This is a genomic window from Variovorax sp. Root473 (assembly GCF_001426505.1).
In the GTDB taxonomy this organism is placed as follows: Bacteria; Pseudomonadota; Gammaproteobacteria; order Burkholderiales; family Burkholderiaceae_C; genus Variovorax.
The window spans coordinates 97966-122212 of the sequence record NZ_LMEV01000014.1 but is presented as its reverse complement, the minus strand read 5'-3'; the positions used below and the strand labels follow the sequence as shown (position 1 = coordinate 122212).

Here is a 24247-nt window from a genome sequence, read left to right as displayed (position 1 = left end):
GTCATGCAGGCGCGGTCGTCGTCGGGTCGGGTGCGGCCTCGCTGTCGCTCAGGTCGACCGCGATAGCGATCGGGCCGGCGACTTCTTCCTCGTCGTCCTCCCCGCCGTCGGCGTCAACGACAGCCGCATCGGCCAGCGGCACGTCGAGGCGTTCGAGCACGGTGCCGCTCACGTCGAGTGCGATCTCGTCGATCTCGCCGAGCTTCACGCGCACGCGCGCGCCGCGCTCCTGCTGGCCGGCCACCGGGAACACCAGCGGCAGCGTGTCGGCACGCACCAGCGCGCCGTTGGGAATGTCCTTGATGACCGTGGCCTCGAGCTCGGTGATGCCCTGCTGCTGCAGGTACTTGAGCGTCCAGAAGCGCTCCATGCCGCCCTGGTAGGCGTTGTACGTGGCGTAGGCCGCGTCGAAGCCCGACAGGATGGAGAACAGGTCGGCGTCCTTCGGCTTGAAGGGTGCGGCCAGCGCGGCGGTCTTGCCGTGGCGCGCGGCCGCGATGATCTGCCACTGGTTCACGAGGTCGGTGTAGCGGCGCAGCGGCGAGGTGCTCCAGGCGTAGCTCTTCACGCCCAGGCCCGCGTGCGGCAGCGCGCGCGTGCCCATGCGCACCTTGATGCCGGGCGCCAGGCTGGCCTGGCTGCGGTACAGGCCCGGCACGCCGAGCTCGCCGAGCCAGCCGCCCCAGCTGCTGTTGGCCAGGATCATGGCCTCGGACACGATCAGGTCGAGCGGCGCGCCGCGCTGGCGCGTGCTGATCTGCACCTGCTCGTTGCCGGTGGGCTCCGCGCCGTCGTTGCCGACGAGGCGGAAGTTGTAGTCGGGCCGGCTGAAGTTCTCGGGCTTGCCGCGCACCACTTCGCGCTGCGCCTTCAGGTGCCTGGCCAGGCGGAACAGGAAGGACAGCGGCGCGCGCAGCTTCGCGGCGGCGTCGGGGGTATTTTCTGAATTGAAGGTGGCGTCTTCGAGCCAGGGCTGCGTGACGACGGCGTCGAGCTGGTCGTGGCGCAGGTTGGCGACGATCGGCACGCGTTCGAGTTTCGTCTCGGTGCCCTGCAGCTCGAGCGTGGCTTCGTCGAAGCGCGCATAGAGCGACACGGCCGGACGGTCGCCGCCTTCGAGCAGCGTGTAGGTGTCGACCACCTCGTCGGGCAGCATGGTGATCTTGTAGCCCGGCATGTACACGGTGGACATGCGCGCGCGCGCCACGGCGTCGATGGCGCTGCCCGGCGCGAGCGCCAGGCCCGGCGCCGCGATGTGGATGCCGACCGTGACGGTGCCGCTGCCCATGCCCTGCACCGACAGTGCGTCGTCGATTTCGGTGGTCTGCGAGTCGTCGATCGAGAAAGCCTGCACGCCTTCGGCCAGCGGCAGGTCGTCGGCGACAGCGGGCGCCGCGAGCGCGGGGAAGCCGGTGCCCTTGGGGAAGTTCTCGAACAGGAAACGGCGCCAGTGGAACTGGTAGGGCGAGTCGATCGCGCCGGCCCGCTCCAGCAGATCGAGCGGCGGGCGCTGCGTGGCGCGCGCGGCATCGACGACGGCCTTGTATTCGGGGGCGTTCTTGTCGGGCTTGAACAGGATCTTGTAGAGCTGCTCGCGGATCGCCGGCGGGCACACGCCCTCTGCCAGCTGGCCGGCCCATTCGACGATCTGCGCCTGGACGGCTTTCTTCTTCTCGATGGCGGCCAGCGCCTGCTGCACGATCTCGGCCGGGGCCTTTTTGAAGCGCCCCTTGCCCGCGCGGCGGAAGTAGTGCGGCGCCTCGAACAGCGCGAACAGCGCGGCGGCCTGCTGCGCCAGCGTGGGCTTGTCGCTGAAATAGTCGGCGGCCAGGTCGGCAAAGCCGAACTCGCCTTCGGCTGCGAATTCCCAGGCGAGGTCGAGGTCCATGGCGGCGGCGAGCGTGCGCGCCTCGGCGATCAGCTCGGCCGGGGACGGTTTCTCGAAACGCAGAACGATGTTGGCGCCCTTGACCTTGACGCGCTTGCCGGTCTCGAGCTCGACCTGTGCCGAGGCTTCGGCTTCCGACAGGATGCGGCCGCCGAGGTACTTGCCGGCTTCTTCAAACAATACAAACATCTGGCGATTCTCCCACGCGGGATCGGGTGGGCTCCCAGGCCAGGGATGCGGCGGAATCGGCTTTGCCGGGCCGCGGGCACGCAGTGCGCGAAGTCTGGGGGTGAGCTTTAGACGGGGTTGATGAACGCCATCACGTCGGCCAGGTGCGCTTTCTCGAAGTCGGAGAGCGCGTGGTCGCCGCCCTCGAGCAGCTTGATGCGGCTGTCGGGGTAGCGTGCCGACATCTCGTGCCAGTCAAGGGCCTCGTCGCCCTTGGCGATGATCGCGAACAGGCGCTCGGGCCGCGTGAGCGCACCGATTTCCATGGCGCGCAATTCCTGGATGAATTCGGGCTGGAAGTAGAAGTGCTCGGCCGGATCGTGCCAGGCGGTCTGGCTGCCGATGTAGCGCGTGAGGTCGCGCGCCGGATGCACCGCGGGGTTGAGCAGCACGGCGCGGCAGCGCGTCATGCCGGCCACGTAGGTGGCGTAGAAACCGCCCAGCGACGAACCGATCACCGCCATCGACTTGCGCGGCCAGTGCGCGATGCCCTTCATCACCATGTCGATGGCATCGTGCGGCGACGGCGGCAGTTGCGGGCACCACCACTCCAGGTTCGGGTGCTCGCGCGCCACATGCTTCGCCACCAGCCGCGCCTTGGTCGAGCGGGGCGACGAACGGAAGCCATGCAGGTACAACAGATGGGTGGTTTGCGGTTCCATGGGAGAAGGTGACCGGCGGCGCGCAGGTTGCGCCCCGTGGCCCGGTTCAGACAATTCTGCATGAGGTCTATGCCGCCGATGACCCGAGGACCCTACAAAGTCCTGCGAAAGGGGTGACAAGGACGTGTCTCGAATTCGAAAGTATTCACGGTGCGGCCACGCAGGGAGCCGGCGACGCGGGGCAGGAAAAAAGATGAGACAAATTTCGTGACGCATCTGGCAGGGGGCATCCCATGAATGAGGGAGGCGGCCCCTCGATGGCACCAGGTGTCGAGGCTTATGCTTCATCCCATGAATACCGAGGCTCAGGATGACGGGATGCCACGCCGCTGGGGCGTGCTCGTGGTCGAGGACGACAGCCGCGCACGCGCCTTCTTCGAGGCCAGCGTGCAGCGCAGCCCGCGCCTGTTCTGGCTCGGCAGCGCCGGCACGGTGCAGGAGGCTCGGGCCTGGCTGGCCGCCACCGCAACCATCCCCGACGTGCTGCTGGTCGACCTCGGCATGCCCGACGGCACCGGGCTCGACGTGATCCGTGACGCCGTTGCCCGCTTTCCCGGCTGCGAGCCGCTGGTGGTGTCGGTCTTCGGCGACGAGGAGAACGTGCTCGCCAGCATCGAGGCCGGCGCCGTGGGCTACATCCACAAGGATGCTGCGCCTGAAGACATCGCGCAGACCATCGTCGAGATGAAGGCCGGCGCCTCGCCGATCTCGCCCATGATCGCGCGCCGCGTGCTTGCCAAGTACCGCAGCCTGCAGGCGGCCGTGCCGGGCACGACCGACGCGGCGCCGGCAGAGTCGGGGCACGGCGAGAGTGACCGCGGCCTGCTTTCGGCGCGCGAGCACGAGGTGCTGACGCTGATCGCGCGCGGCTTCTCGTACGCGGAGATCGCGCGCCTCAAGGGCCTGAGCGTGCACACGGTGCAGACCCACATCAAGAACCTCTACGGCAAGCTCGCGGTGCATTCCAAGAGCGAAGCGGTGTTCGAGGCCACGCGCCTCGGCCTGCTGTCCCACCCGGGCTGAGGGCGGATGCTGCGGCGGCTGGCCTTCCTGTGCCTGCTGGGGCTGGCGGCGCTGCTCGCTGCCGCGGGTGCGGGCGCTGCCGAGGCGCAGGGCCCGATCGAGCTGCGCCATGCCATGGTGGCCACCACCATCGACGGTGTCGTGCAGACCGAAACCGTCGAGCTTTCGTACCACTGGGACCGCCGCCACCGAGGCCGAACCGGCTTTGCGAGCTTCGACCTGCCGTTCCGGGTCGAGACCCTGCCCGAGGTGCCCTGGGGCATCTTCATTCCCCGCGCCGGCAGCGTCTTCGAAGTGCAACTCAACGGCGCGCTGCTGCAGGCCTACGGCGACCTCAGCCAGGGCAACCGCGCCGACTACGCCAAGGCGCCCGTCTACGTGCCGGTGCCCGGACGGCTGCTGAAAGAGGGCGAGAACCTGCTGCAGATCCGCATCCGCGCCGACAGCGAACGGCGCGCCGGCCTGTCGCGCGTCACCATCGGGCCGGCGACGCCGGTGCGCACGGCGCTGTTCGAGCGCGCCTATGCCTGGCGCTTCACGGGGTCGGTGCTGCTGACGGCGTTCAGCCTGATCGTCGGCAGCATCGCGCTGGCGCTGTGGTTCACCCAGGTCGACACCGGTGCGACGGGCCGCAGCCAGCGCGACGCCCTCTATTTCTGGGCCGCAGTTGCCGAGTTCTGCTGGGCCATGCGCGTGGCCGACGCCATGATCCCAGAGCCGCCGCTGCCGTGGCAGCTCTGGGGCGTGCTGATGGCCGGCTGCTACGCAGGCTGGGCCGCCTCCGCCATGATGTTCTGCTATCACCTGGCCGACTGGGCGCAGAACCCGCGCCTGCGCTGGGCGCGCTGGCCGATGGCGGCCGTGGTGGCCGGCACCGTGGTGTTCACCTGGCTGGCGCTGAACCGCGAGGAGCCGCGCTTGCTCACGGGTTGGCTGGCGGTCGAGATCACGATCGTCGTCGGCTTCGTGGTCGCCTTTGCCGTGGCCACGGCGCGCCGGCCCAGTATCGAGCGGCTGCTGGTGGCCGGCGCCGCGCTGGTCACGGTGGCCTTCGGCACGCGCGACTGGCTGGTGATCCGCCTGAGCGATGCCTACGGCGAGACCACCTGGGTGCGCTATAGCTCGGTGCTGTTCGGCGTGGCGCTGCTGCTCATCGTGCTGCGGCGCTTTCACGTTGCCAGCGTGCAGGCGCGCGGCTGGGTCCAGACGCTGGCCGACCGGGTGGCCCAGCGCGAGCGCGAGCTGGCGTCCACCTATGCCGAGCTGGAAGCCGTGGCACGCGACCAGGCGCGCACCCATGAGCGCGAGCGCATCCTGCGCGACATGCACGACGGCGTGGGCTCGCACATCAGCTCGGCCATCCGCCAGCTGCAGTCGGGCCAGACCAGCCCTGACGAACTCCTGCGCACCCTGCGCGACTCGCTCGACCAGCTCAAGCTGTCGATCGACTCCATCCACCTGCCGCCCGGCGATGTCGGCGCGCTGCTGGCGGCGCTGCGCTACCGGCTGGAGCCCCGGCTGGCCGCCGCGGACATCGCCTTCGAATGGGGGGTGGACGAACTGCCGGCGGTGACGCAGCTCGACGCCCATGCCACGCGGCAGCTGCAGTTCCTGCTGTTCGAGGCCATCTCGAACGTGCTGCAGCACGCCCACGCGAGCGCGCTGCGCATCGAGGCCGACGCGCGCGGCGGCGCCGTGCACCTGCGCGTGATCGACAACGGTGTGGGTTTCGACGCCGCCGAGGTGCCGAAGGCGCTGTCCAAGCGCGCCGCCGCCATCGGGGCCCGCTTGACACTGGAAAGCCGACCGGGTCGCACGGTCGTTCAGCTCGGTTTCGGCTGAACGCACGGGCGGGGCGCGGATAATCCGCCCCCATGTCTGCCGTGTTCAATCAGCCCTCCCTGGCGCGTCGTATTGCGCCCATCTTCCAGGGCTTCGACGGCTTCCTGGCCTTTGCCGTGATGCTGCTCGCCTTTGCCGGGCTGCTCACCATGTATTCCTCCGGCTACGACCATGGCTCGCGCTTTCTCGACCACGGACGCAACATGCTGCTGGCCGGCGGCATCATGTTCGTGGTGGCGCAGGTGCCGCCGCAGCGGCTCATGGCATTCGCCGTGCCGCTCTATGCGGCGGGGGTGGCGCTGCTGATCGCGGTCGCGCTGTTCGGCATCACCAAGAAGGGCGCCCAGCGCTGGATCAATGTGGGCGTGGTGATCCAGCCCAGCGAAATCCTGAAAATCGCGATGCCGCTGATGCTGGCCTGGTGGTTCCAGCGCCGCGAAGGCCAGCTGCGCCCGCTTGACTTCGTGGTGGCGACCGTGCTGCTCGCCGTGCCGGTCGGGCTCATCATGAAGCAGCCCGACCTGGGCACCTCGCTGCTGGTGCTGGCGGCCGGGCTGGCGGTGATCTTCTTTGCCGGGCTGCCGTGGAAGCTGATCGTGCCGCCGGTGGTGATCGGCGCGGTGGCCATCACGCTGATCGTGGGCTTCGAGTCGCAGCTGTGCGTCGACGGCGTCGACTGGCGCGTGCTGCACGACTACCAGAAGCAGCGCGTGTGCACGCTGCTCGACCCCAGCAAGGATCCGCTGGGCAAGGGCTTCCACATCATCCAGGGGATGATCGCCATCGGCTCGGGCGGCGTGGGCGGCAAGGGCTTCATGCAGGGCACGCAGACGCACCTGGAGTTCATTCCCGAGCGCACCACCGACTTCATCTTCGCGGCGTACTCGGAAGAATTCGGCCTGATCGGCAACCTGGCGCTGATCGCGGCCTTCATCCTGCTGATCTTCCGCGGGCTGAACATCGCGCTGAACGCGCCCACGCTGTTCTCGCGCCTGCTCGCCGGGGCGGTGACCATGATCTTCTTCACCTACGCCTTCGTGAACATGGGCATGGTCAGCGGCATCCTGCCGGTGGTGGGCGTGCCGCTGCCGTTCATCAGCTACGGCGGCACCGCCATGGTCACGCTGGGGCTGGGGCTGGGCATCCTGATGTCGATCGCGCGAGCCCGGAAGCTGGCACAGAGCTAGAGCCCCCCGGGGCGGCACGGAAGGGGGCGGCTGCCTAGAATGGCAGTCATGATCTCTCGCGAACCCACCATCGAGCGCTTGGCTACAGCGCAACAGCTTCTGCTCACGCCGTTCGGCCTGGACGAATCGCACCTGAGCAAGGCACTGGCCGAGATCACCGCGCACCGCGTGGACGATGCCGACCTGTATTTCCAGTACACCCGCGCCGAGGGCTGGAGCCTCGAAGAAGGCATCGTCAAGACCGGCAGCTTCAGCATCGACCAGGGCGTTGGCGTGCGCGCCGTGAGCGGCGAAAAAACCGCCTTTGCCTACTCGGACGACATCTCCGAGGCGTCGCTGCTCGACGCGGCGCGCACGGTGCGCTCCATTTCCTCCGCCGGCCGCACGGCACGCGTGAAGACCGTGCCGCGCAAGATCGCCTCCAGCCGCTCGCTGTACGGCGGCATCGACCCCATTGCCACGCTCGACAGCACGGCCAAGGTGAAGCTGCTCGAGAAGGTCGAGAAGCTGGCCCGCTCGCGCGACCCGCGCGTGGCACAGGTCATGGCGGGCCTGGCCAGCGAGTACGACGTGGTGATGGTGGCGCGCGCCGACGGCACGCTGGCCGCCGACGTGCGGCCGCTGGTGCGGCTGTCGGTCACGGTGATCGCTGAACAGAACGGGCGCCGCGAGGTCGGGTCGGGCGGCGGCGGCGGGCGCTTTGGCCTGGCTTATTTCACCGACGAGCAGATCGCCGAATACGTCGACCACGCCGTGAAGGCCGCGCTGACCAACCTCGACGCCCGCCCGGCTCCGGCCGGCGAGATGACGGTCGTGCTCGGCTCGGGCTGGCCCGGCATCCTGCTGCACGAAGCCATCGGCCACGGCCTGGAGGGCGACTTCAACCGCAAGGGCTCGAGCGCGTTCGCCGGCCGCATCGGCCAGCGCGTGGCGGCCAAGGGCGTCACGGTGCTCGACGACGGCACCATCGCCGACCGCCGCGGCTCGCTCAACGTGGACGACGAGGGCCACGCCAGCCAGCGCAACGTGCTGATCGAGGACGGCATCCTCAAGGGCTACATCCAGGATTCGATGAACGCGCGCCTCATGAAGGTCAAGCCCACGGGCAACGGCCGCCGCGAGAGCTACGCCCACGTGCCGATGCCGCGCATGACCAACACCTACATGCTCGGCGGCGACAAGGACCCGGCGGAAATCGTCGCCAGCATCAAGAAGGGCCTGTACGCCACCAACTTCGGCGGCGGGCAGGTCGACATCACGAGCGGCAAGTTCGTGTTCTCGGCCAGTGAGGCCTTCTGGGTCGAGAACGGCAAGATCCAGTACCCGGTGAAGGGCGCGACCATCGTGGGCAACGGCCCCGACGCGCTCACCCGCGTGACCATGATCGGCAACGACATGGCGCTCGATTCGGGCGTCGGCACCTGCGGCAAGGAAGGCCAGAGCGTGCCGGTGGGCGTCGGCCAGCCGACCCTTCGCATCGATGGCCTGACGGTAGGTGGAACGGCTTAGGACTTTCGGCACTTGCCGGCTGTTTCCTTCGGTTGCTAAGCTGCGCTCCTTTTTTGCGAACGACGAATCAAGGAGCATTCAATGGGGAACAGGATCAATTCGCCCGCCGTGCTGTGGGCTGTGACCGCCGTGGTGGCGCTGGCCACCGCCGGTTGCGCCTCGCGCGGCGGTTCAGGCAGCCAGCCCGCCGCAGCACCGGCACCCGCTGCTGCAGCGCCCGCGGCGCCCAGCGGCTCCAAGGCCGGCATGGACGCCCGTGGCAGCGTGATCGACTCGTCCAAGGTCGAGGCCGGCAGCGGTCGCACCGTCAAGGGCCTGAACGGCTACGAGGGTGAGATCACCGGCAACCCGGCGCGCAACAGCAAGTTCACGCGGCTGCAGATCGGCATGAGCACCAAGCAGGTCACCGACCTCGCCGGCCAGCCCACCGACCAGGGCGCCTACATCACGGGCAAGGCCTGGATTCCGTTCTATTTCGGCAGCGACCGCCATCGCTTCGAGATGACCTACAAGGGCCAGGGCCGCCTGATCTTCGCGGGCGGCGGCATGGGCGATTTCAGCAGCGGCAATCTGATCTGGATCATCCACAACGCCAACGAATCGGGCTACCGGTAAAAACAACACCGACCCGGTCGCCTGGCCGGGTTTTTGTTTTCCGTGCTACATTCCGCCCACATGTCCGCCCTCCGCGCTTACTTTTTTGCCTACTTTTGGTTCCCGGTTTCCGGCGGACGAGAGGCGAGCGCGTAAAGCAAACGAACACCCTCCCAGAACCGCCGGTGGCTTCCAGCCCCCGGCGGTTTTTTTATGCCCTGACGATTTTTCATTCACACCAACAAGGAAGAGAACCATGAGCACGAACACCCCTCCCGCCGGCGACAGCTGGTATGCGAGCGTCGAAAAAACCAGCAAGACCGACGACGAACGCATCAAGGACATCAACGTGCTCCCCCCTCCCGAACATCTGATCCGCTTCTTCCCGATCCGCGGCACGCCGATCGAAGCGCTGATCTCCGGCACCCGCCGCGGCATTCACAACATCATGGCCGGCAAGGACGACCGGCTGCTGGTGGTCATGGGCCCGTGTTCGATCCACGACCCGGCCGCGGCGCTCGAGTACGCCCGCCGCCTCAAGGCCGAGCGCGACAAGTACGCCGGCACGTTGGAAATCGTGATGCGCGTGTACTTCGAGAAGCCGCGCACCACGGTCGGCTGGAAGGGGCTCATCAACGACCCGTACCTGGACGAGAGCTACCGCATCGACGAAGGCCTGCGCATCGCGCGCCAGCTGCTGATCGACATCAACCGCCTGGGCCTGCCGGCGGGCAGCGAATTCCTCGACGTGATCTCGCCGCAGTACATCGGCGACCTGATCGCCTGGGGCGCCATCGGCGCGCGCACCACCGAGAGCCAGGTGCATCGCGAGCTGGCCTCGGGCCTGTCGGCGCCCATCGGCTTCAAGAATGGTACCGACGGCAACATCCGCATCGCGACCGACGCCATCCAGGCGGCAGCGCGCGGCCACCACTTTCTGTCCGTGCACAAGAACGGCCAGGTCGCGATCGTGCAGACGAACGGCAACCGCGACTGCCACGTGATCCTGCGCGGCGGCAAGACGCCGAACTACGACGCCGCCAGCGTCGAGGCGGCCTGCAAGGACCTCGAAGCCGCCAAGCTGCCGCCCACGCTCATGGTCGACTGCAGCCACGCCAACAGCTCCAAGCAGCATCAGAAGCAGATCGACGTGGCCAAGGACATCGCCGGCCAGATCGCCGGCGGCTCCAATCGCGTGTTCGGCGTGATGATCGAAAGCCACCTGCAGGCGGGCGCACAGAAGTTCACGCCGGGCAAGGACCAGCTGTCGGGCCTCGAGTACGGCAAGAGCATCACCGATGCGTGCATCGGCTGGGACGATTCGGTGCAGGTGCTCGAGACCTTGTCTCAGGCCGTCAAGCAGCGCCGGGGCTGAATCGGTAGTTAGTTAGAGCATGCTGGCCAGGTCGGGCCAGTGGTGCCGCATCGACGCCGCCTCGTCGCTGCCCTGCGGCACCAGCGAGAAGTCCGCGAAGTCGAAGCCCGGCCCGACCATGCAGGCGACCAGCGTGTAGTCGCCGGCCGCATGGCCCTGGATCGGGCGCGCGGCCTGCCACTGGCCGGCGGGCACCACGTGCTGCGGCCGGGTGCCGTGCACATCGACCGGGCCCAGCTTCACGTGGGCCGGCGCGGTCCGCATCGCGGCGTCGCAGGTCCACAGCGCCAGCGGCACGCCTTCCAGGTGCACCCAGACTTCGTCCGACAGCACCCGGTGCCAGCGCGAATGCTGGTGGGCTTCGAGCAGGAAATAGATGCTGGTCAGCGCGCTGCGCGGCGCGCGGCCATCGCCGGGTGCCACGCTCGCGGCCGACCGGAACACCTCGCGGTACCAGCCGCCCTCGGGGTGGGGCTGGAGCTTCAGGGTGTCGATCAGTTGCTGTGCGCGCATGGCGCTCATCATCCGTGGGCGGCGCGCAGGGCGTCCAGCAGTTTTTCGTGCACGCCGCCGAAGCCGCCGTTGCTCATGCAGACGATGTGATCGCCGGGCCGCGCCGCGGCCACCACCTGCTGCACCAGCGGCTCGATGGCGCCGGCGACCTGGGCGCGTGTGCCCATCGGTGCCAGCGCGGCGGCCGCGTCCCAGTCGAGGCCGGCCGTGTGGCAGAACGACAGGTCGGCCGATTCCAGGCTCCAGGGGAGCTGCGCGGCCATCACGCCCAGCTTCATCGTGTTGCTGCGCGGCTCGAAGGCCGCGAGGATGCGCTCACTTTGCTTGCCGGCGTCGTCGAGTTTCTTGCGCAGCCCGTCGAGCGTGGTGCGGATCGCGGTGGGGTGGTGGGCGAAATCGTCGTAGACGGTGATCGCGCCGCCCTGGCCCTCGACCATGCCGCGCAGTTCCATGCGGCGGCGCACGTTGCGAAAGCGCCCGAGCGCGCGGGCCGCATCGGCCGGCGGCACGCCCACATGGTCTGCCGCCGCGATGGCGGCCAGCGCGTTCATCTGGTTATGCAGACCCGAAAGCTCCCACTCGACCCGGCCGACCACCTTGCCGCGGTGCAGCACATCGAAGGCGTCGTGCGTGCCGCGCGCCTGCCATTCCGTGGCCGGACCGCCGTCGCCGAAGCGTGCGAGTTCGCTCCAGCAGCCCTGGGCCAGCACGCGCTGCAGGCTTTCTTCGGTGGCGTTCACCACGAGGCGCCCGGTGCCAGGCACGGTGCGCACGAGGTGATGGAACTGGCGCTCGATGGCGGCCAGATCGTCAAAGATGTCGGCGTGATCGAACTCCAGGTTGTTCAGTACCGCAGTGCGAGGCCGGTAGTGGACGAACTTGCTGCGCTTGTCGAAGAAGGCCGTGTCGTACTCGTCGGCCTCGATCACGAAGGCCGGGCCGTCGCCCAACCGGGCCGACACGCCGAAGTCCAGCGGCACGCCGCCGACCAGGAAGCCGGGCGCCTTGCCGCCCTGTTGGAGCACCCAGGCCAGCATCGAGGTGGTGGTCGTCTTGCCGTGCGTGCCGGCCACGGCCAGCACATGCCGGCCCTGCAGCACGTGTTCGGCCAGCCACTGCGGGCCGCTGGTGTAGGGCTTGCCGGCGTCGAGGATGGCTTCCATCAGCGGGAATTTGGGGCTGCCGTCGGGCAGGCAGGCCCGCGAGACCACGTTGCCGACCACGAACATGTCGGGGGCGAGGTCCAGCTGGTCGGCGCCGAAGCCTTCGATCAGGTCGATGCCGAGCGCGCGCAGCTGGTCGCTCATCGGGGGGTACACGCCGGCGTCGCAGCCCGTGACCCGGTGGCCTGCTTCGCGTGCGAGGGCGGCCACACCACCCATGAACGTGCCGCAGATACCCAGAATATGAATGTGCATCGGCCAATTCTAGGGAGGCGCCGCAGGTGGCCCGGCGGCTTCGCCCCGGGCGCCGTACTGATGTTCATGTGAGGGGCGCGCGCAGCGGGCAAAATGCCCCGATGGACACGTCCAAGCGTGAAATCGCCGCCGTTGCCGCCCGACTCGTCGTCGAGGAGGGGCTCGAGTACGGCCCGGCCAAGCGCCGGGCGCTGCGCGAACTCGGCCTCCCCGCGCGCACCGCGCTGCCCAACAACGACGAGGTCGAGGCCGAGGTGCGCGACTACATCGCGCTTTTCTGTGCCGACACCCAACCCCGGGAACTGCACGCACTGCGCCTGCTCGCGCTCGAGTGGATGGAGCGCATGGCCGTGTTCCGGCCGCATGTGGGCGGCGCGGTCTGGCACGGCACGGCCACGCGTTTGTCAGACATTTATATTCAATTGTTCTGCGATGATTCCAAGTCGGCCGAAATCGCCCTGATCGATCACCATGTGGACTACGAGCCGCGCATGGTGACCGGCTTTCATGGCGAGCAGGTCGAAGCCCTCAGCGTCCACGCGCCGAGCCGGGCGCTGGGCGAGGAAATCGGGGTCCATCTGCTGGTGTACGACCTCGACGACCTGCGCGGCGCCCTCAAGCCCGACGCCCAGGGGCGCGCGCCGCGCGGCGACCTGAACGCGCTGCGCCGACGCATTGAACAAGAAAAGGACCAGTAATGACTTCAACGCCCACACGACGCGGCATGCTGTATGCCGGCGTGGCGGCAGTCGCTGCCGCGGCCGGCATTGCCGGCGCCTGGTGGCGGGAGCGCAATGACAGCGGCGTCGCGTCCACCGGCGGCGAAAAGCTCGATGCCGCCATGTTCTGGGACCAACGCTTCGAGCGCCCCGAGGGCGGCGAACTGGCCCTGACGAGCCTGCGCGGCAAGCCCGTGCTGCTCAACTTCTGGGCCACGTGGTGCCCGCCCTGCGTCGAAGAAATGCCGATGATCGACACCTTTTTCCGCGAACACGGCGCCAACGGCTGGCAAGTGGTGGGATTGGCCATCGATCAACCCAGTGCCGTGCGCAAGTTCCTGCAGCGCACGCCGGTCACCTACCCGACCGCGCTGGCGGGCTTGCAGGGCATGGAACTGGTGAAGAATCTGGGCAATACGGGGGGTGGCCTGCCGTTCACCTTGGTGCTCCATGCCGACGGTTCCGTGCTGGCTCGTAAAATGGGCAAGCTTGAAACGACCGACCTGGACGCGTGGCGACGCCAACTTGTTCACGGTTAGAATCAAAATACACAAGCTGGCGTTAGGCGCCAAACGCCGAAAATCGACGATTTTCGGTCAAGTTCTTTCCTAAAGACCGGCAAAGCTGGCACTGGAGTCCCATGGATCTGCGCAAACTCAAGACACTGATCGATCTGGTGTCCGAATCGAATATTTCCGAACTGGAAATCACCGAGACCGAAGGCAAGGTCCGCATCGTCAAGGGTGGTGGTGCCGCCCCCGTGCAGTACGTGCAGACCCTGGCCGCCGCGCCCGCTGTTGCGGCGCCCGCCGTGGCCGGTGCTGCCGCTCCGGCCGCCGCGGCCCCCGCCGTCGAAGCCGCACCGAGCGGCCATGCCGTGAAGTCGCCGATGGTCGGCACCTTCTACCGTTCGTCCAGCCCGGGCGCCGCGGCTTTCGTCGAAGTCGGCAGCAAGGTGAGCGAGGGCGACACGCTCTGCATCATCGAGGCGATGAAGATCCTCAACGAAATCGAGGCCGACAAGGCCGGCACGGTCACGCAGATCCTCGGCGAAAACGGCCAGGCGGTCGAATACGGCCAGCCGCTGTTCATCATCGAGTAAGCATGTTCAAGAAGATTCTGGTTGCCAATCGCGGCGAGATCGCCCTTCGGATCCAGCGCGCTTGCAGCGAGATGGGCATCAAGGCCGTGATGGTCTATTCCGAAGCCGATCGCGAAGCCAAGTACGTCAAGCTGGCACAGGAAGCCGTGTGCATCGGCCCGGCCCCGTCGGGCCTGAGCTACCTCAACATGCCGGCCATCATCTCGGCTGCCGAGGTGACCGATGCCGAAGCCATCCACCCCGGCTATGGTTTCCTGAGCGAGAACGCCAATTTCGCCGAACGCGTGGAGCAAAGCGGCTTCCAGTTCATCGGCCCGACGCCCGACAACATCCGCACGATGGGTGACAAGGTCTCGGCCAAGCAGGCCATGATCAAGGCCGGCGTGCCTTGCGTGCCCGGCTCGGAAGGCGAACTGTCCGACGACGCCGCCACCAACAAGCGCATCGCCCGCGCGATCGGCTACCCGGTCATCATCAAGGCGGCAGGCGGCGGCGGTGGCCGCGGCATGCGCGTGGTGCACACCGAGGCGGCGCTGGTCAATGCGATCCAGATGACCAAGGCGGAAGCCGGCGCGGCCTTCAACAATCCGGCCGTGTACATGGAGAAGTTTCTCCAGAACCCGCGCCACATCGAAATCCAGATCCTCGCGGACAAGCACAAGAACGCGGTCTACCTGGGCGAGCGCGACTGCTCCATGCAACGCCGCCACCAGAAGGTGATCGAGGAATCGCCGGCGCCCGGCATTCCGCGCAAGCTGATCGAGAAGATCGGCGAGCGCTGCGCGGCGGCCTGCAAGAAGATCGGCTACCGCGGCGCCGGCACCTTCGAGTTCCTGTACGAGAACGGCGAGTTCTACTTCATCGAGATGAACACGCGCGTGCAGGTGGAGCATCCGGTCACGGAGTTCACCACCGGCATCGACATCGTGAAGACGCAGATCATGGTCGCCGCCGGCGAGAAGCTGCCGTTCACGCAGCGCCAGATCGAGATGCGCGGCCACGCCATCGAGGTGCGCATCAACGCCGAAGACCCGTGGAAGTTCACGCCGTCGCCGGGTCGCATCACCATGTGGCACCCACCGGGCGGCCCGGGCGTTCGCGTCGACTCGCACGTGTACACCAACTACTTCGTGCCCCCGAACTACGACTCGATGATCGGCAAGATCATCGTGTATGGCGACACGCGCGAACAGGCGATGGCGCGCATGCGCACGGCGCTGAACGAAACCGTGATCGAAGGCATCCAGACCAACATGCCGCTGCACCGCGAGCTGATGGTCGACGCCAAGTTCATGAGCGGCGGCACCAACATCCATTACCTGGAAGAGTGGCTCGCGGCGCACAAGCGCTGAGTCCACGCGCACGCCCTGTATGTTTGAACTCCGCCTCATGGCGCCGGAAGACCGGGTCGAATGGCTCGGCGACGCGCTCGACGCCCTCGATGCGCTGAGCGTGTCGGTCGAAGACGCCGACGCGCAGACCGATGCCGAGCAGGCGCTGTTCGGCGAGCCCGGCATGCCGCCGCCCAAGGAAGGCTGGCAGCGCTCGCGCGTGATCGCGCTGTTCCCCGACGAAGCTGCCGCCAGCGAGGCCGCGTCGGTGCTCGCGCTGCAGGACCTCTTCGACGGCTGCGCGGTGCTTGGCGTGGGGCCGGTGCCTGACCAGGACTGGGTCCGGCTCACGCAATCGCAGTTCGCACCGGTCGAGATCACGCCCGAGTTCTGGATCGTGCCCACGTGGCACGAGCCGCCCGCGCAAGCCAAGCAGGTGATCCGGCTCGACCCGGGCCTGGCCTTCGGCACCGGCACGCACCCGACCACGCGCATGTGCCTGCGCTGGATCGCGACGCAGGGCGGGGGCGCCTTTGCCGACCAGCGCGTGCTCGACTACGGCTGCGGCTCCGGCATCCTCGCCATCGGCGCGGCCAAGTTCGGCGCGCGCACCATCGACGCCGTCGACATCGACGAGGCCGCGGTCTCCTCGACCCGCCTCAACGCCGAAGCCAACAGCGTGCAATTGAACGCAGGCCTGCCTGAAGCGGCCAAGGGTGAATACCAGACCGTGCTCGCCAACATCCTCGCGACGCCGCTCAAGGTGCTGGCGCCGCTGCTGCGCAGCCATGTGGCTGCCGGCGGTTCGCTGGTGCTGGCCGGCATCCTCGAGCGCCAGGCTGACGAGCTCAAGGCGGCCTATGCGCCGTATGCCGCGCTCGAAGTCAGCGACACCGAGGACGGCTGGATCCTCATGACCGCGCGCTGCTGACGCGCGCGGCCGGGTTCTCGCGCTGTGGGCGCTCCGGGCGCCCGCCTGCGCGGCGAGGGCCCAACCCTACAATCGCCCCGTCATGAGCCTCGTCACGCGTTGTCCCGCCTGCACCACCACCTTCAAGGTGGTGCGCGACCAGCTTCGCATCTCGGACGGCTGGGTGCGCTGCGGTCGATGCAGCCATGTGTTCGATGCCACGCTCGACCTGCAGGAGGCGCCCGATGGTGCCGTGTCCGCGCCTGCTGCGCCGGCACCAGCGCCGACGCCAGTGTCAGCGCCTTCCTCGATGTCATCGATGGCCGCACTGGTGGCCTCGTTCGACGAAGCGCGCATCGACCTGACGTCGGTGCCGCCAGCCGTCGAGGAAGCGGACTTTCTCGACGACGAGTCCGAGCCGCACGCATTGCCGGCTGCGCTCCCGGAAGAAGCTGGCGTGTCGACCGCCGTCGCCACCGTCGCGCCGGCCGCACCGCCACTGCCTTTCTCGCTGACGCTGCCCGCGCACGGGCTGTCTGCAGACGAGCCCTGGTCCGATCTCGATACCCGCGAGCCCGCATGGCGTCCGCCCGCGAGTTCGCTGCCGCCGTTTCCGAACATCGACCTGAACCTCGGCGCGCCGCCGCCCGCGTCGCCGCCGCCCGCGCCACCCTTGCCCGACTTGCCGCGCAGTTCCGCGCTGCGCGGGCTGGTTGCAGTGACCGGTGAGAACGACGACGGCGCGGCTGCGGAGCGCGAGCAGGAAGAGAAGGACCACGACCAGCTCCTGATCCAGAAGGCGCTGCGCCGTGCGCGCGCCAAGTCGGCCAAGATCGCGAATGCCAAGGCCCGCGATGCGCAGCACGAAGAGGCCGCCGCGCCGCTGCCGGGCCCCGGCATCCGTGCCGAAGGCGAGCCGGATTTCTCGCTCTCCGCGACCTTCGAAGCACCTGAAGACCATCCCTTCGCCGAGGAAGACGAGCCTGCCGAAAAAGCCGCCGGCTTCTTGCAACGCAAGGGCGTGCGTCGCCTGCTCGTGGTGCTGGCCGTGCTCTCGGCGTTGGTCCTCATCGTACAGATCGTCCGCCACGAGCGCGACGGCATCGTGGCGCGCCAGCCGAACCTGCGGCCGGCCCTGTCGGCGCTGTGCCAATACACCGGCTGCGAGCTCGCGGCGCTGCGCCAGATCGGCGACATCGTGATCGAAGGCGCGGCCTTTGCACGCGAGAAGAGCGGCGGCAACGACTACCGGCTGAGCTTCACCTTGCGCAATGCCGCGACCGTGCCGCTCGCGATGCCGGCCATCGAGCTGTCGCTGCTCGACACGCAAGAGCAGGCCGTCGTGCGGCGCGTGCTGACTCCTGCGGACTACGGCGCGCCGGGCGTGCTGGCGGCACGCGCCGACCGTGCGGCCTCGCTGCCATTGACCTTGACGGCCAGCGAAGCAGCGGCGCTGCCGCCGATCGCGGGCTACCGCGTCGAAGCTTTCTATCCCTGAGCGGAGCGCCGATACGCGCGCCGTTCGTTCCCTTTTTCATCCAACCTACAGTCCACCCATGGCAGCAGTGATTTGCGGTTCCCTCGCGTTCGACACCATCATGACTTTCGAGGGCCGGTTCGCCGACCAGATCCTGCCCGACCAGCTGCACATCCTGAATGTGTCGTTCCTGGTGCCGGGCCTGCGTCGTGACTTCGGCGGCTGCGCCGGCAACATCGCCTACAGCCTCAACGCGCTCGGCGGCGCGGCGCTGCCGATGGCCACGCTGGGCAGCGACGGTGCCGACTACGCCGAACGCATGCGCACGCTGGGCATCAGCACGGAGTTCGTGCGTCAGCTCGACGACACGTTCACCGCGCAGGCGATGATCATGAACGACACGGACAACAACCAGATCACGGCGTTCCACCCCGGCGCGATGCAGCAGGCGCACATCACGAAGGTGGTGGCGCGTGAGGACATCAGGCTCGGCATCATCGCGCCCGACGGCCGCGAGGCGATGCTGCAGCACGCCGAGCAATTCGCCGCCGCCGGCATTCCCTTCGTGTTCGATCCGGGCCAGGGCCTGCCCATGTTCGACGGCGATGCGCTGCGTCACTTCATCGAACTCGCGAGCTGGGTCGTGGTTAACGACTACGAAGGCAAGATGCTGTCGCAACGCACCGGCTGGAGCCTGGCCGAAATCTCGCACCGCGTGCGCGGCCTCGTGGTCACGCTGGCTGCTGAAGGCTGTGAAGTGTGGACGAACGGCGAGCGCGAACACGTGCCCGGCGTGGTGCCTACGGCGGTGATCGAGCCCACGGGTTGCGGCGACGCATGGCGCGGCGGCCTGCTGTACGGTCTGGAAAAGGAATGGCCGCTGGCCCGCTGCGCAGCCCTGGGCAATCGCATTGGCGCGCTCAAGATTGCGCAACGCGGCCCGCAGAACTATCAGATCGATCGCGCCACGCTCGACCTGTGATTCGCTGACGTGCCTGGCATCGCTTCGGCGATGCGCCAACAGCGGGCGCCCATGAAAAAAGCCCGGCACCTTGCGGTGCCGGGCTTTTTGCCCTTCAGGGCCGCTGAGAATTCACTCAGGGCTTGCTGGCCGTCGGAAACGGCCAGGCTGCCTGGGGATTCAGCGTCGTTTGCGCTGCAGGGGCAGGCGCTACGGCAGCCTTCGCAGGCGCGGCGGCCTTCTTGGCAGCAGGCTTCTTGGCGGCAGCGGCAGGCTTGGCAGCGGGCTTTTTCGCGGCTTTCTTGGCCGCAGCCTTTTTGGCGGGGGCCTTCTTGGCGGCAGCCTTCTTCGCCGGGGCCTTCTTGGCAGCAGCCTTCTTGGCAGGCGCCTTCTTCGCTACGGCCTTCTTGGCAGGCGCCTTCTTGGCGGCGGCCTTCTTAGCCGGAGCCTTCTTGGCAGCAGCCTTCTTTGCCGGTGCGGCCTTCTTCGCTACGACCTTCTTGGCTGCAACCTTCTTGGCCGCGACCTTCTTTGCCGGAGCCTTCTTCGCTACGACCTTCTTGGCGACGGCCTTCTTTGCCGGAGCCTTCTTGGCCGCGACCTTCTTTGCCGGAGCCTTCTTCGCGGCGACAGCCTTCTTAGCCGGAGCCTTCTTTGCAGCGGCCTTCTTGGCCGGCGCTTTCTTTGCAGTTGCCATTTCTATTTCTCCTTGATCAAGTTGAAAAAATCAACCTATTGAAGCACTCCACGCGCGTTGGGAGCGTGAAGTGATTCATGGCGTTGGAATCTGAGCTCCAGCACCATGAACACCTGAGCCCTCGTCCATGCCGCGCTCTTTGGCGCAATCGGTGGCAAGGGCAATTCTTGAATTCATGAATTGTTGTGTATCGAAAAATTCAATCCCAGGAGAGCGCGCCACCCGACTGGTACTCGATCACGCGGGTTTCGAAAAAGTTGCGCTCTTTCTTCAGGTCAATCATTTCGCTCATCCAGGGGAACGGGTTTTCCTCGTTCGGGAAGAGCGTTTCGAGGCCGATCTGCTGCGCACGCCGGTTGGCGATGTAGCGCAGGTAGCCCTTGAACATGGAGGCGTTCATGCCGAGCACGCCGCGCGGCATGGTGTCTTCGGCGTATTTGTATTCAAGCTCGACGGCGCGCATGAACAGCGCCTTGATCTCGGCCTTGAACTCGGCCGTCCACAGGCCGGGATTCTCGAGCTTGAGCTGGTTGATCAGGTCGATGCCGAAATTGCAGTGCATCGACTCGTCGCGCAGGATGTACTGGTACTGCTCGGCAGCGCCGGTCATCTTGTTCTGGCGGCCCAGCGCAAGGATCTGCGTGAAGCCGACGTAGAAGAAGAGGCCTTCCATCAGGCAGGCGAACACGATGAGCGACTTGAGCAGCGTCTGGTCGGTCTCGTGCGTGCCGGTCTTGAAGTTCGGATCGCTGATGGCGTCGATGAACGGGATCAGGAACTGGTCCTTCTCGCGGATCGATGCCACTTCGTTGTAGGCGTTGAAGATCTCGCTTTCGTCCAGGCCGAGCGACTCGACGATGTACTGGTACGCGTGCGTGTGGATCGCTTCCTCGAAGGCTTGGCGCAGCAGGAACTGGCGGCACTCGGGGGCCGTGATGTGGCGGTAGGTGCCCAGCACGATGTTGTTGGCAGCCAGCGAATCGGCGGTCACGAAGAAGCCGAGGTTGCGCTTGATGATGCGCCGCTCGTCATCGGTCAGGCCGTTCGGATCTTTCCAGAGCGCGATGTCGCGCGTCATGTTCACTTCCTGCGGCATCCAGTGGTTGGCGCAGGTGGCGAGATACTTTTCCCAGGCCCACTTGTACTTGAACGGCACCAGCTGATTGACGTCGGTCTGGCCGTTGATGATGCGCTTGTCGGAAGCCTTGACGCGCTGGCCTGCAGGCGCGGCCACCGATGCGGTGGCGGGTTGTGCAAGCGAAGAAGTCGAAGCGGCGACCACGCGACCGGCGGAAGAACCGCTGGTCGATGCGTGGTGCTGCTGCAATCCTTGTTGCATATCCTTTGGTAAGGAGGGCTTGACTTCTTCGTCCCAGGTCAACATAGAAAAATCCAATGCGCAATTATCGGAGCAACGATGTGAGTTGCAAAGTGCTCGTTCACATCGTGCGCCATTTATGGGGTTGTTATGTTGCTCGCATGCATCGCGCGACGTCAGTCAATGCCTTGATTGATTGAACGTCGCGCGCTTTTGCTTTTCGCTTTTGCGAGCACCTCGCTGATCGATCGAAGCGTCTCTTCAATGACGCTTCACTTGCACATCACTGGCAGGCTTCGCAGGTCGGATCGTCGACACCGCAGAACGCGATGTCGGTGGCGGGAATAGCGCTCATCTGTGCCTTCGCTGCTGCAGCGGCGGCTTCGAGTGCGCTCATGCCCGAGGGTGCGTCGTTGCCCGACGACACCGCGTTGAGACGGCCCGATTGCACCGTCGACTTTTCAGCGTGGGTTGCGCTCTGCGTGCGCAGGTAGTACGTGGTCTTCAGGCCGCGCAGCCAGGCAAGCTTGTAGGTGTCGTCGAGCTTCTTGCCCGAGGCGCCGGCCATGTAGATGTTGAGCGACTGCGCCTGGTCGATCCACTTCTGGCGACGCGCGGCGGCTTCGACCAGCCACGTGGTTTCGACTTCGAATGCGGTGGCGTACAGCGCCTTCACGTCCTGCGGCACGCGGTCGATGGGACGCAGCGAACCGTCGAAGTGCTTCAGGTCCATGACCATCACGTCGTCCCACAGGCCCAGGCGCTTCAGGTCGCGCACCAGGTAATGGTTGATCACGGTGAACTCGCCTGACAGGTTCGACTTGACCGAGAGATTGCCGAAGCAGGGCTCGATCGAGGCATCCACGCCGATGATGTTCGAGATGGTTGCGGTGGGGGCGATGGCCACGCAGTTGGAGTTGCGCATACCGTCGGCCTTGATCTTCTGGCGCAGCGTGTCCCAGTCGAGAGTGGACGAACGGTCCACTTCGACGTAGCCGCCGCGGGCCTTCTCGAGCAGGTCGAGCGAGTCGATCGGCAGGATGCCCTTGTCCCACAGCGAGCCCTTGTAGCTCGAGTACTTGCCGCGCTCGCGCGCCAGCTCGGTCGATGCCCAGTAGGCGTGGTAGCAGATGGCTTCCATCGATTCGTCGGCGAACTGCACGGCTTCCTGCGAGGCGTAGGGAATGCGCAGCTCGTACAGCGCATCCTGGAAGCCCATGAGGCCCAGGCCCACCGGACGGTGGCGCAGGTTGGAGTCGCGTGCCTTCTTCACGGCGTAGTAGTTGATGTCGATCACGTTGTCGAGCATGCGCATCGCGGTCGAGATCGTGCGCTTGAGCTTCTCCTGGTCGACCTTGCCGTCCTTCAGGTGCTGCAGCAGGTTCACCGAACCCAGGTTGCACACGGCGGTTTCGGTGTCGCTGGTGTTCAGCGTGATCTCGGTGCACAGGTTCGACGAGTGCACGACGCCGGCGTGCTGCTGCGGCGAGCGCACGTTGCAGGCGTCCTTGAACGTGATCCAGGGATGGCCGGTCTCGAACAGCATCGTGAGCATCTTGCGCCACAGGTCCGACGCCTGGATGGTGCGCGCGGGCTTGATCTCGCCGCGGGCGGCCTTCTCTTCGTAGGCGACGTAGGCCTTTTCGAAGTCGGCGCCGAACAGGTCGTGCAGGTCAGGCACGTTGGAGGGCGAGAACAGCGTCCAGGTGCCCTTTTCCATCACGCGGCGCATGAACAGGTCGGGGATCCAGTTGGCGGTGTTCATGTCGTGCGTGCGGCGGCGGTCGTCGCCGGTGTTCTTGCGCAGCTCCAGGAACTCCTCGATGTCGAGGTGCCAGGTTTCCAGGTACGTGCAGACCGCGCCCTTGCGCTTGCCGCCCTGGTTCACGGCCACGGCCGTGTCGTTCACCACCTTCAGGAACGGCACCACGCCCTGCGATTCGCCGTTGGTGCCCTTGATGTGGCTGCCGAGCGCGCGCACGCGGGTCCAGTCGTTGCCCAGGCCACCCGCGAACTTCGAGAGCAGCGCGTTTTCCTTGATCGACTCGTAGATGCCGTCCAGATCGTCGGGCACTGTGGTCAGGTAGCAGCTGGACAGCTGCGAGCGCAGCGTGCCGGCGTTGAAGAGCGTCGGCGTGCTCGACATGAAGTCAAACGACGACAGCACTTCGTAGAACTCGATGGCGCGCGCTTCGCGGTCGATCTCGCCCAGCGACAGGCCCATGGCCACGCGCATGAAGAAGGCCTGCGGCAGTTCGATGCGGGTCTTGCGCACATGCAGGAAGTAGCGGTCGTACAGCGTTTGCAGGCCCAGGTAGTCGAACTGGTTGTCGCGTTCGGCCTTGAGGGCCGCGCCCAGGCGGGGCAGGTCGTACTGCAGCAGCTTCTCGTCGAGCAGGTCGTTCTCCACGCCCTTCTTGATGAACTGCGGGAAGTAGTCGGCGTAGGCGGTGGCGCGGTCGACCGGCATCACTTCGCGGCCGATGATTTCCTTGAAGATCGTGTGCAGCAGCAGGCGCGCGGTGGCGAAGGTGTAGTCGGGATCTTTTTCGATCAGCGTGCGGGCTGCCAGGATCGAGGCCTTGTAGACCTCGTCGAGCGGCACGCCGTCGTACAGGTTGCGCATCGTCTCGGCGACGATCGGCGCGGCGGTGATGCTGTCGCCCAGGTTCTCGCAGGCCGATTCGATCAGGCCCTTGAGCTGGTTCAGGTCGAGCGCCACGCGTTCGCCGTTGTCCAGCACGTGCAGCGTCGGCGTGGCCGGTGCTTCCTGTTCGACCTGCTTGGAACGCTCCTGGGTGCGGCGTTCGCGGTACAGCACGTACGCACGTGCGATTTCGTGGTGGCCGCCGCGCATCAGGCCGAGCTCGACCTGGTCCTGCACGTCTTCGATGTGGAAGGTGCCGCCGCCCGGGCGCGAACGCACCATGGCGCGGATCACGCCTTGCGTCAGCGTGTCGACGGTCTCGCGCACGCTGGCGGAAGCCGCGCCCTGCGTGCCGTGCACGGCCAGGAAGGCCTTCATCATCGCGATGGCGATCTTGTTCGGCTCGAAGGGAACCACGGCGCCGTTGCGGCGAATGATCTGGTAGTGGGCGAGGTTCTGACCGGTGGGCGAGCCCGCAGTGTCTTGTTGCTGCTGCGGCGTCGCGGGGACGGCGCGGGGGGTCGACGGGGTGTTCAGTGCAGTTTGCATTCGCTTCCTCTCGGTTGTGCAATTCTTGTTCGGGGCAAGGGCCTCGCGGGCCTTGCGTCGGCGTTGTTGCCGAACGGGAAGACACTATATCTAGGGTGTCTGCGCCCCACAAGCCACTACAGGTAGTGTTTTTCTAGGAGTGCGTCCCCTGCGGGATTGCTCAGGACTCAGCGCATCACCGGCGATGCCGCATGAATACTGGTCCATGGTGGCGCAATCCACATGGGGCGCGGCTTGCAAGGCGATTTGGGCCTGCAGCCCGCATGGTTGCTACGTCGCCCGCCTCCGCTTGCGAGA

At 66.7% G+C, this 24247-nt stretch carries 20 protein-coding genes; 13 read left to right on the top strand and 7 right to left on the bottom strand.

Annotation, left to right across the window (positions count from 1 at the left end; all coding sequences use genetic code 11):
• Window position 1 precedes the first annotated feature (1 nt).
• Window positions 2–2077 (bottom strand): ribonuclease catalytic domain-containing protein, encoded by a 2076-nt coding sequence (locus ASD34_RS08475; protein ID WP_056575650.1) that lies wholly within the window; start codon window positions 2075–2077, stop codon window positions 2–4.
• 107 nt (window positions 2078–2184) lie between these two features.
• Entirely contained in the window at window positions 2185–2778 is a 594-nt protein-coding gene (locus ASD34_RS08470; RefSeq protein ID WP_056575647.1) for a YqiA/YcfP family alpha/beta fold hydrolase, read from the bottom strand.
• A 279-nt stretch (window positions 2779–3057) separates the two neighbouring features.
• Between ASD34_RS08470 and ASD34_RS08465 the strand changes: the two genes are divergently transcribed.
• The 6 genes from ASD34_RS08465 (at window position 3058) to ASD34_RS08440 (ending at window position 10308) form a co-directional block, all read left to right on the top strand.
• The gene (locus ASD34_RS08465) at window positions 3058–3801 is read left to right on the top strand and encodes a response regulator transcription factor (protein WP_056575644.1); all 744 of its coding nucleotides are present in this window, start codon (window positions 3058–3060) and stop codon (window positions 3799–3801) included.
• Window positions 3802–3807: 6 nt separating this feature from the next.
• Window positions 3808–5643: an ATP-binding protein gene (locus ASD34_RS08460; protein WP_056575641.1), complete on the top strand. Its 1836-nt coding sequence runs from the start codon at window positions 3808–3810 to the stop codon at window positions 5641–5643.
• 32 nt (window positions 5644–5675) lie between these two features.
• Window positions 5676–6830, top strand: a complete 1155-nt coding sequence (gene rodA, locus ASD34_RS08455) for a rod shape-determining protein RodA (protein WP_056575638.1) — start codon at window positions 5676–5678, stop codon at window positions 6828–6830.
• A gap of 48 nt (window positions 6831–6878) precedes the next feature.
• A complete protein-coding gene (gene tldD, locus ASD34_RS08450; protein WP_056575635.1) occupies window positions 6879–8339 on the top strand; it encodes a metalloprotease TldD in 1461 nt (486 codons plus the stop codon).
• Window positions 8340–8420: 81 nt separating this feature from the next.
• Complete coding sequence (locus ASD34_RS08445) at window positions 8421–8954, top strand: hypothetical protein (RefSeq protein WP_082548553.1); 534 nt, start codon at window positions 8421–8423, stop codon at window positions 8952–8954.
• A 235-nt stretch (window positions 8955–9189) separates the two neighbouring features.
• A complete protein-coding gene (locus tag ASD34_RS08440; RefSeq protein ID WP_056575631.1) occupies window positions 9190–10308 on the top strand; it encodes a 3-deoxy-7-phosphoheptulonate synthase in 1119 nt (372 codons plus the stop codon).
• Window positions 10309–10320: 12 nt separating this feature from the next.
• On the opposite strand, the gene ASD34_RS08435 is transcribed toward ASD34_RS08440, so the two are convergent.
• Both ASD34_RS08435 and mpl read right to left on the bottom strand, forming a co-directional pair.
• Window positions 10321–10830: a cupin domain-containing protein gene (locus tag ASD34_RS08435; protein ID WP_056576181.1), complete on the bottom strand. Its 510-nt coding sequence runs from the start codon at window positions 10828–10830 to the stop codon at window positions 10321–10323.
• Window positions 10830–12239, bottom strand: coding sequence for a UDP-N-acetylmuramate:L-alanyl-gamma-D-glutamyl-meso-diaminopimelate ligase (mpl, locus tag ASD34_RS08430; protein WP_056575626.1), 1410 nt, complete (start codon window positions 12237–12239; stop codon window positions 10830–10832). The genes ASD34_RS08435 and mpl overlap by 1 nt, the downstream gene beginning before the upstream one ends.
• A 101-nt stretch (window positions 12240–12340) precedes the next feature.
• Here mpl and ASD34_RS08425 point away from each other — a divergent pair, with 101 nt between their 5' ends.
• From ASD34_RS08425 to ASD34_RS08395, 7 genes are all read left to right on the top strand, one after another.
• On the top strand, window positions 12341–12937 hold the full coding sequence (locus ASD34_RS08425) for a hypothetical protein (RefSeq protein ID WP_056575623.1): 597 nt from the start codon (window positions 12341–12343) through the stop codon (window positions 12935–12937).
• Window positions 12937–13497 carry a TlpA family protein disulfide reductase gene (locus tag ASD34_RS08420; protein WP_056575620.1) on the top strand — a complete coding sequence of 187 codons (561 nt, stop codon included), beginning with the start codon at window positions 12937–12939 and terminating at the stop codon, window positions 13495–13497. Before ASD34_RS08425 ends, ASD34_RS08420 begins: the two co-directional genes overlap by 1 nt.
• 101 nt (window positions 13498–13598) lie before the next feature.
• Complete coding sequence (gene accB, locus ASD34_RS08415) at window positions 13599–14060, top strand: acetyl-CoA carboxylase biotin carboxyl carrier protein (RefSeq protein ID WP_056575617.1); 462 nt, start codon at window positions 13599–13601, stop codon at window positions 14058–14060.
• 2 nt (window positions 14061–14062) lie between these two features.
• Window positions 14063–15412, top strand: coding sequence for an acetyl-CoA carboxylase biotin carboxylase subunit (gene accC / locus ASD34_RS08410; protein WP_056575613.1), 1350 nt, complete (start codon window positions 14063–14065; stop codon window positions 15410–15412).
• A gap of 19 nt (window positions 15413–15431) precedes the next feature.
• Window positions 15432–16322 carry a 50S ribosomal protein L11 methyltransferase gene (prmA, locus tag ASD34_RS08405; RefSeq protein ID WP_056575610.1) on the top strand — a complete coding sequence of 297 codons (891 nt, stop codon included), beginning with the start codon at window positions 15432–15434 and terminating at the stop codon, window positions 16320–16322.
• A gap of 82 nt (window positions 16323–16404) precedes the next feature.
• Window positions 16405–17799 (top strand): zinc-ribbon and DUF3426 domain-containing protein, encoded by a 1395-nt coding sequence (locus ASD34_RS08400; protein WP_056575608.1) that lies wholly within the window; start codon window positions 16405–16407, stop codon window positions 17797–17799.
• Between the two features lie 58 nt (window positions 17800–17857).
• On the top strand, window positions 17858–18760 hold the full coding sequence (locus tag ASD34_RS08395) for a carbohydrate kinase family protein (RefSeq protein WP_056575604.1): 903 nt from the start codon (window positions 17858–17860) through the stop codon (window positions 18758–18760).
• A gap of 115 nt (window positions 18761–18875) precedes the next feature.
• Here ASD34_RS08395 and ASD34_RS08390 read toward each other — a convergent pair whose 3' ends face one another.
• The 3 genes from ASD34_RS08390 to ASD34_RS08380 all read right to left on the bottom strand — a co-directional run bounded on the left by ASD34_RS08390 (window position 18876) and on the right by ASD34_RS08380 (window position 23950).
• The gene (locus tag ASD34_RS08390; protein WP_056575601.1) at window positions 18876–19436 is read right to left on the bottom strand and encodes a histone H1-like DNA-binding protein; all 561 of its coding nucleotides are present in this window, start codon (window positions 19434–19436) and stop codon (window positions 18876–18878) included.
• A gap of 199 nt (window positions 19437–19635) precedes the next feature.
• Window positions 19636–20820: a ribonucleotide-diphosphate reductase subunit beta gene (locus tag ASD34_RS08385; protein ID WP_056575597.1), complete on the bottom strand. Its 1185-nt coding sequence runs from the start codon at window positions 20818–20820 to the stop codon at window positions 19636–19638.
• 217 nt (window positions 20821–21037) lie between these two features.
• Entirely contained in the window at window positions 21038–23950 is a 2913-nt protein-coding gene (locus tag ASD34_RS08380) for a ribonucleoside-diphosphate reductase subunit alpha (RefSeq protein ID WP_056575595.1), read from the bottom strand.
• Window positions 23951–24247 lie beyond the last annotated feature (297 nt).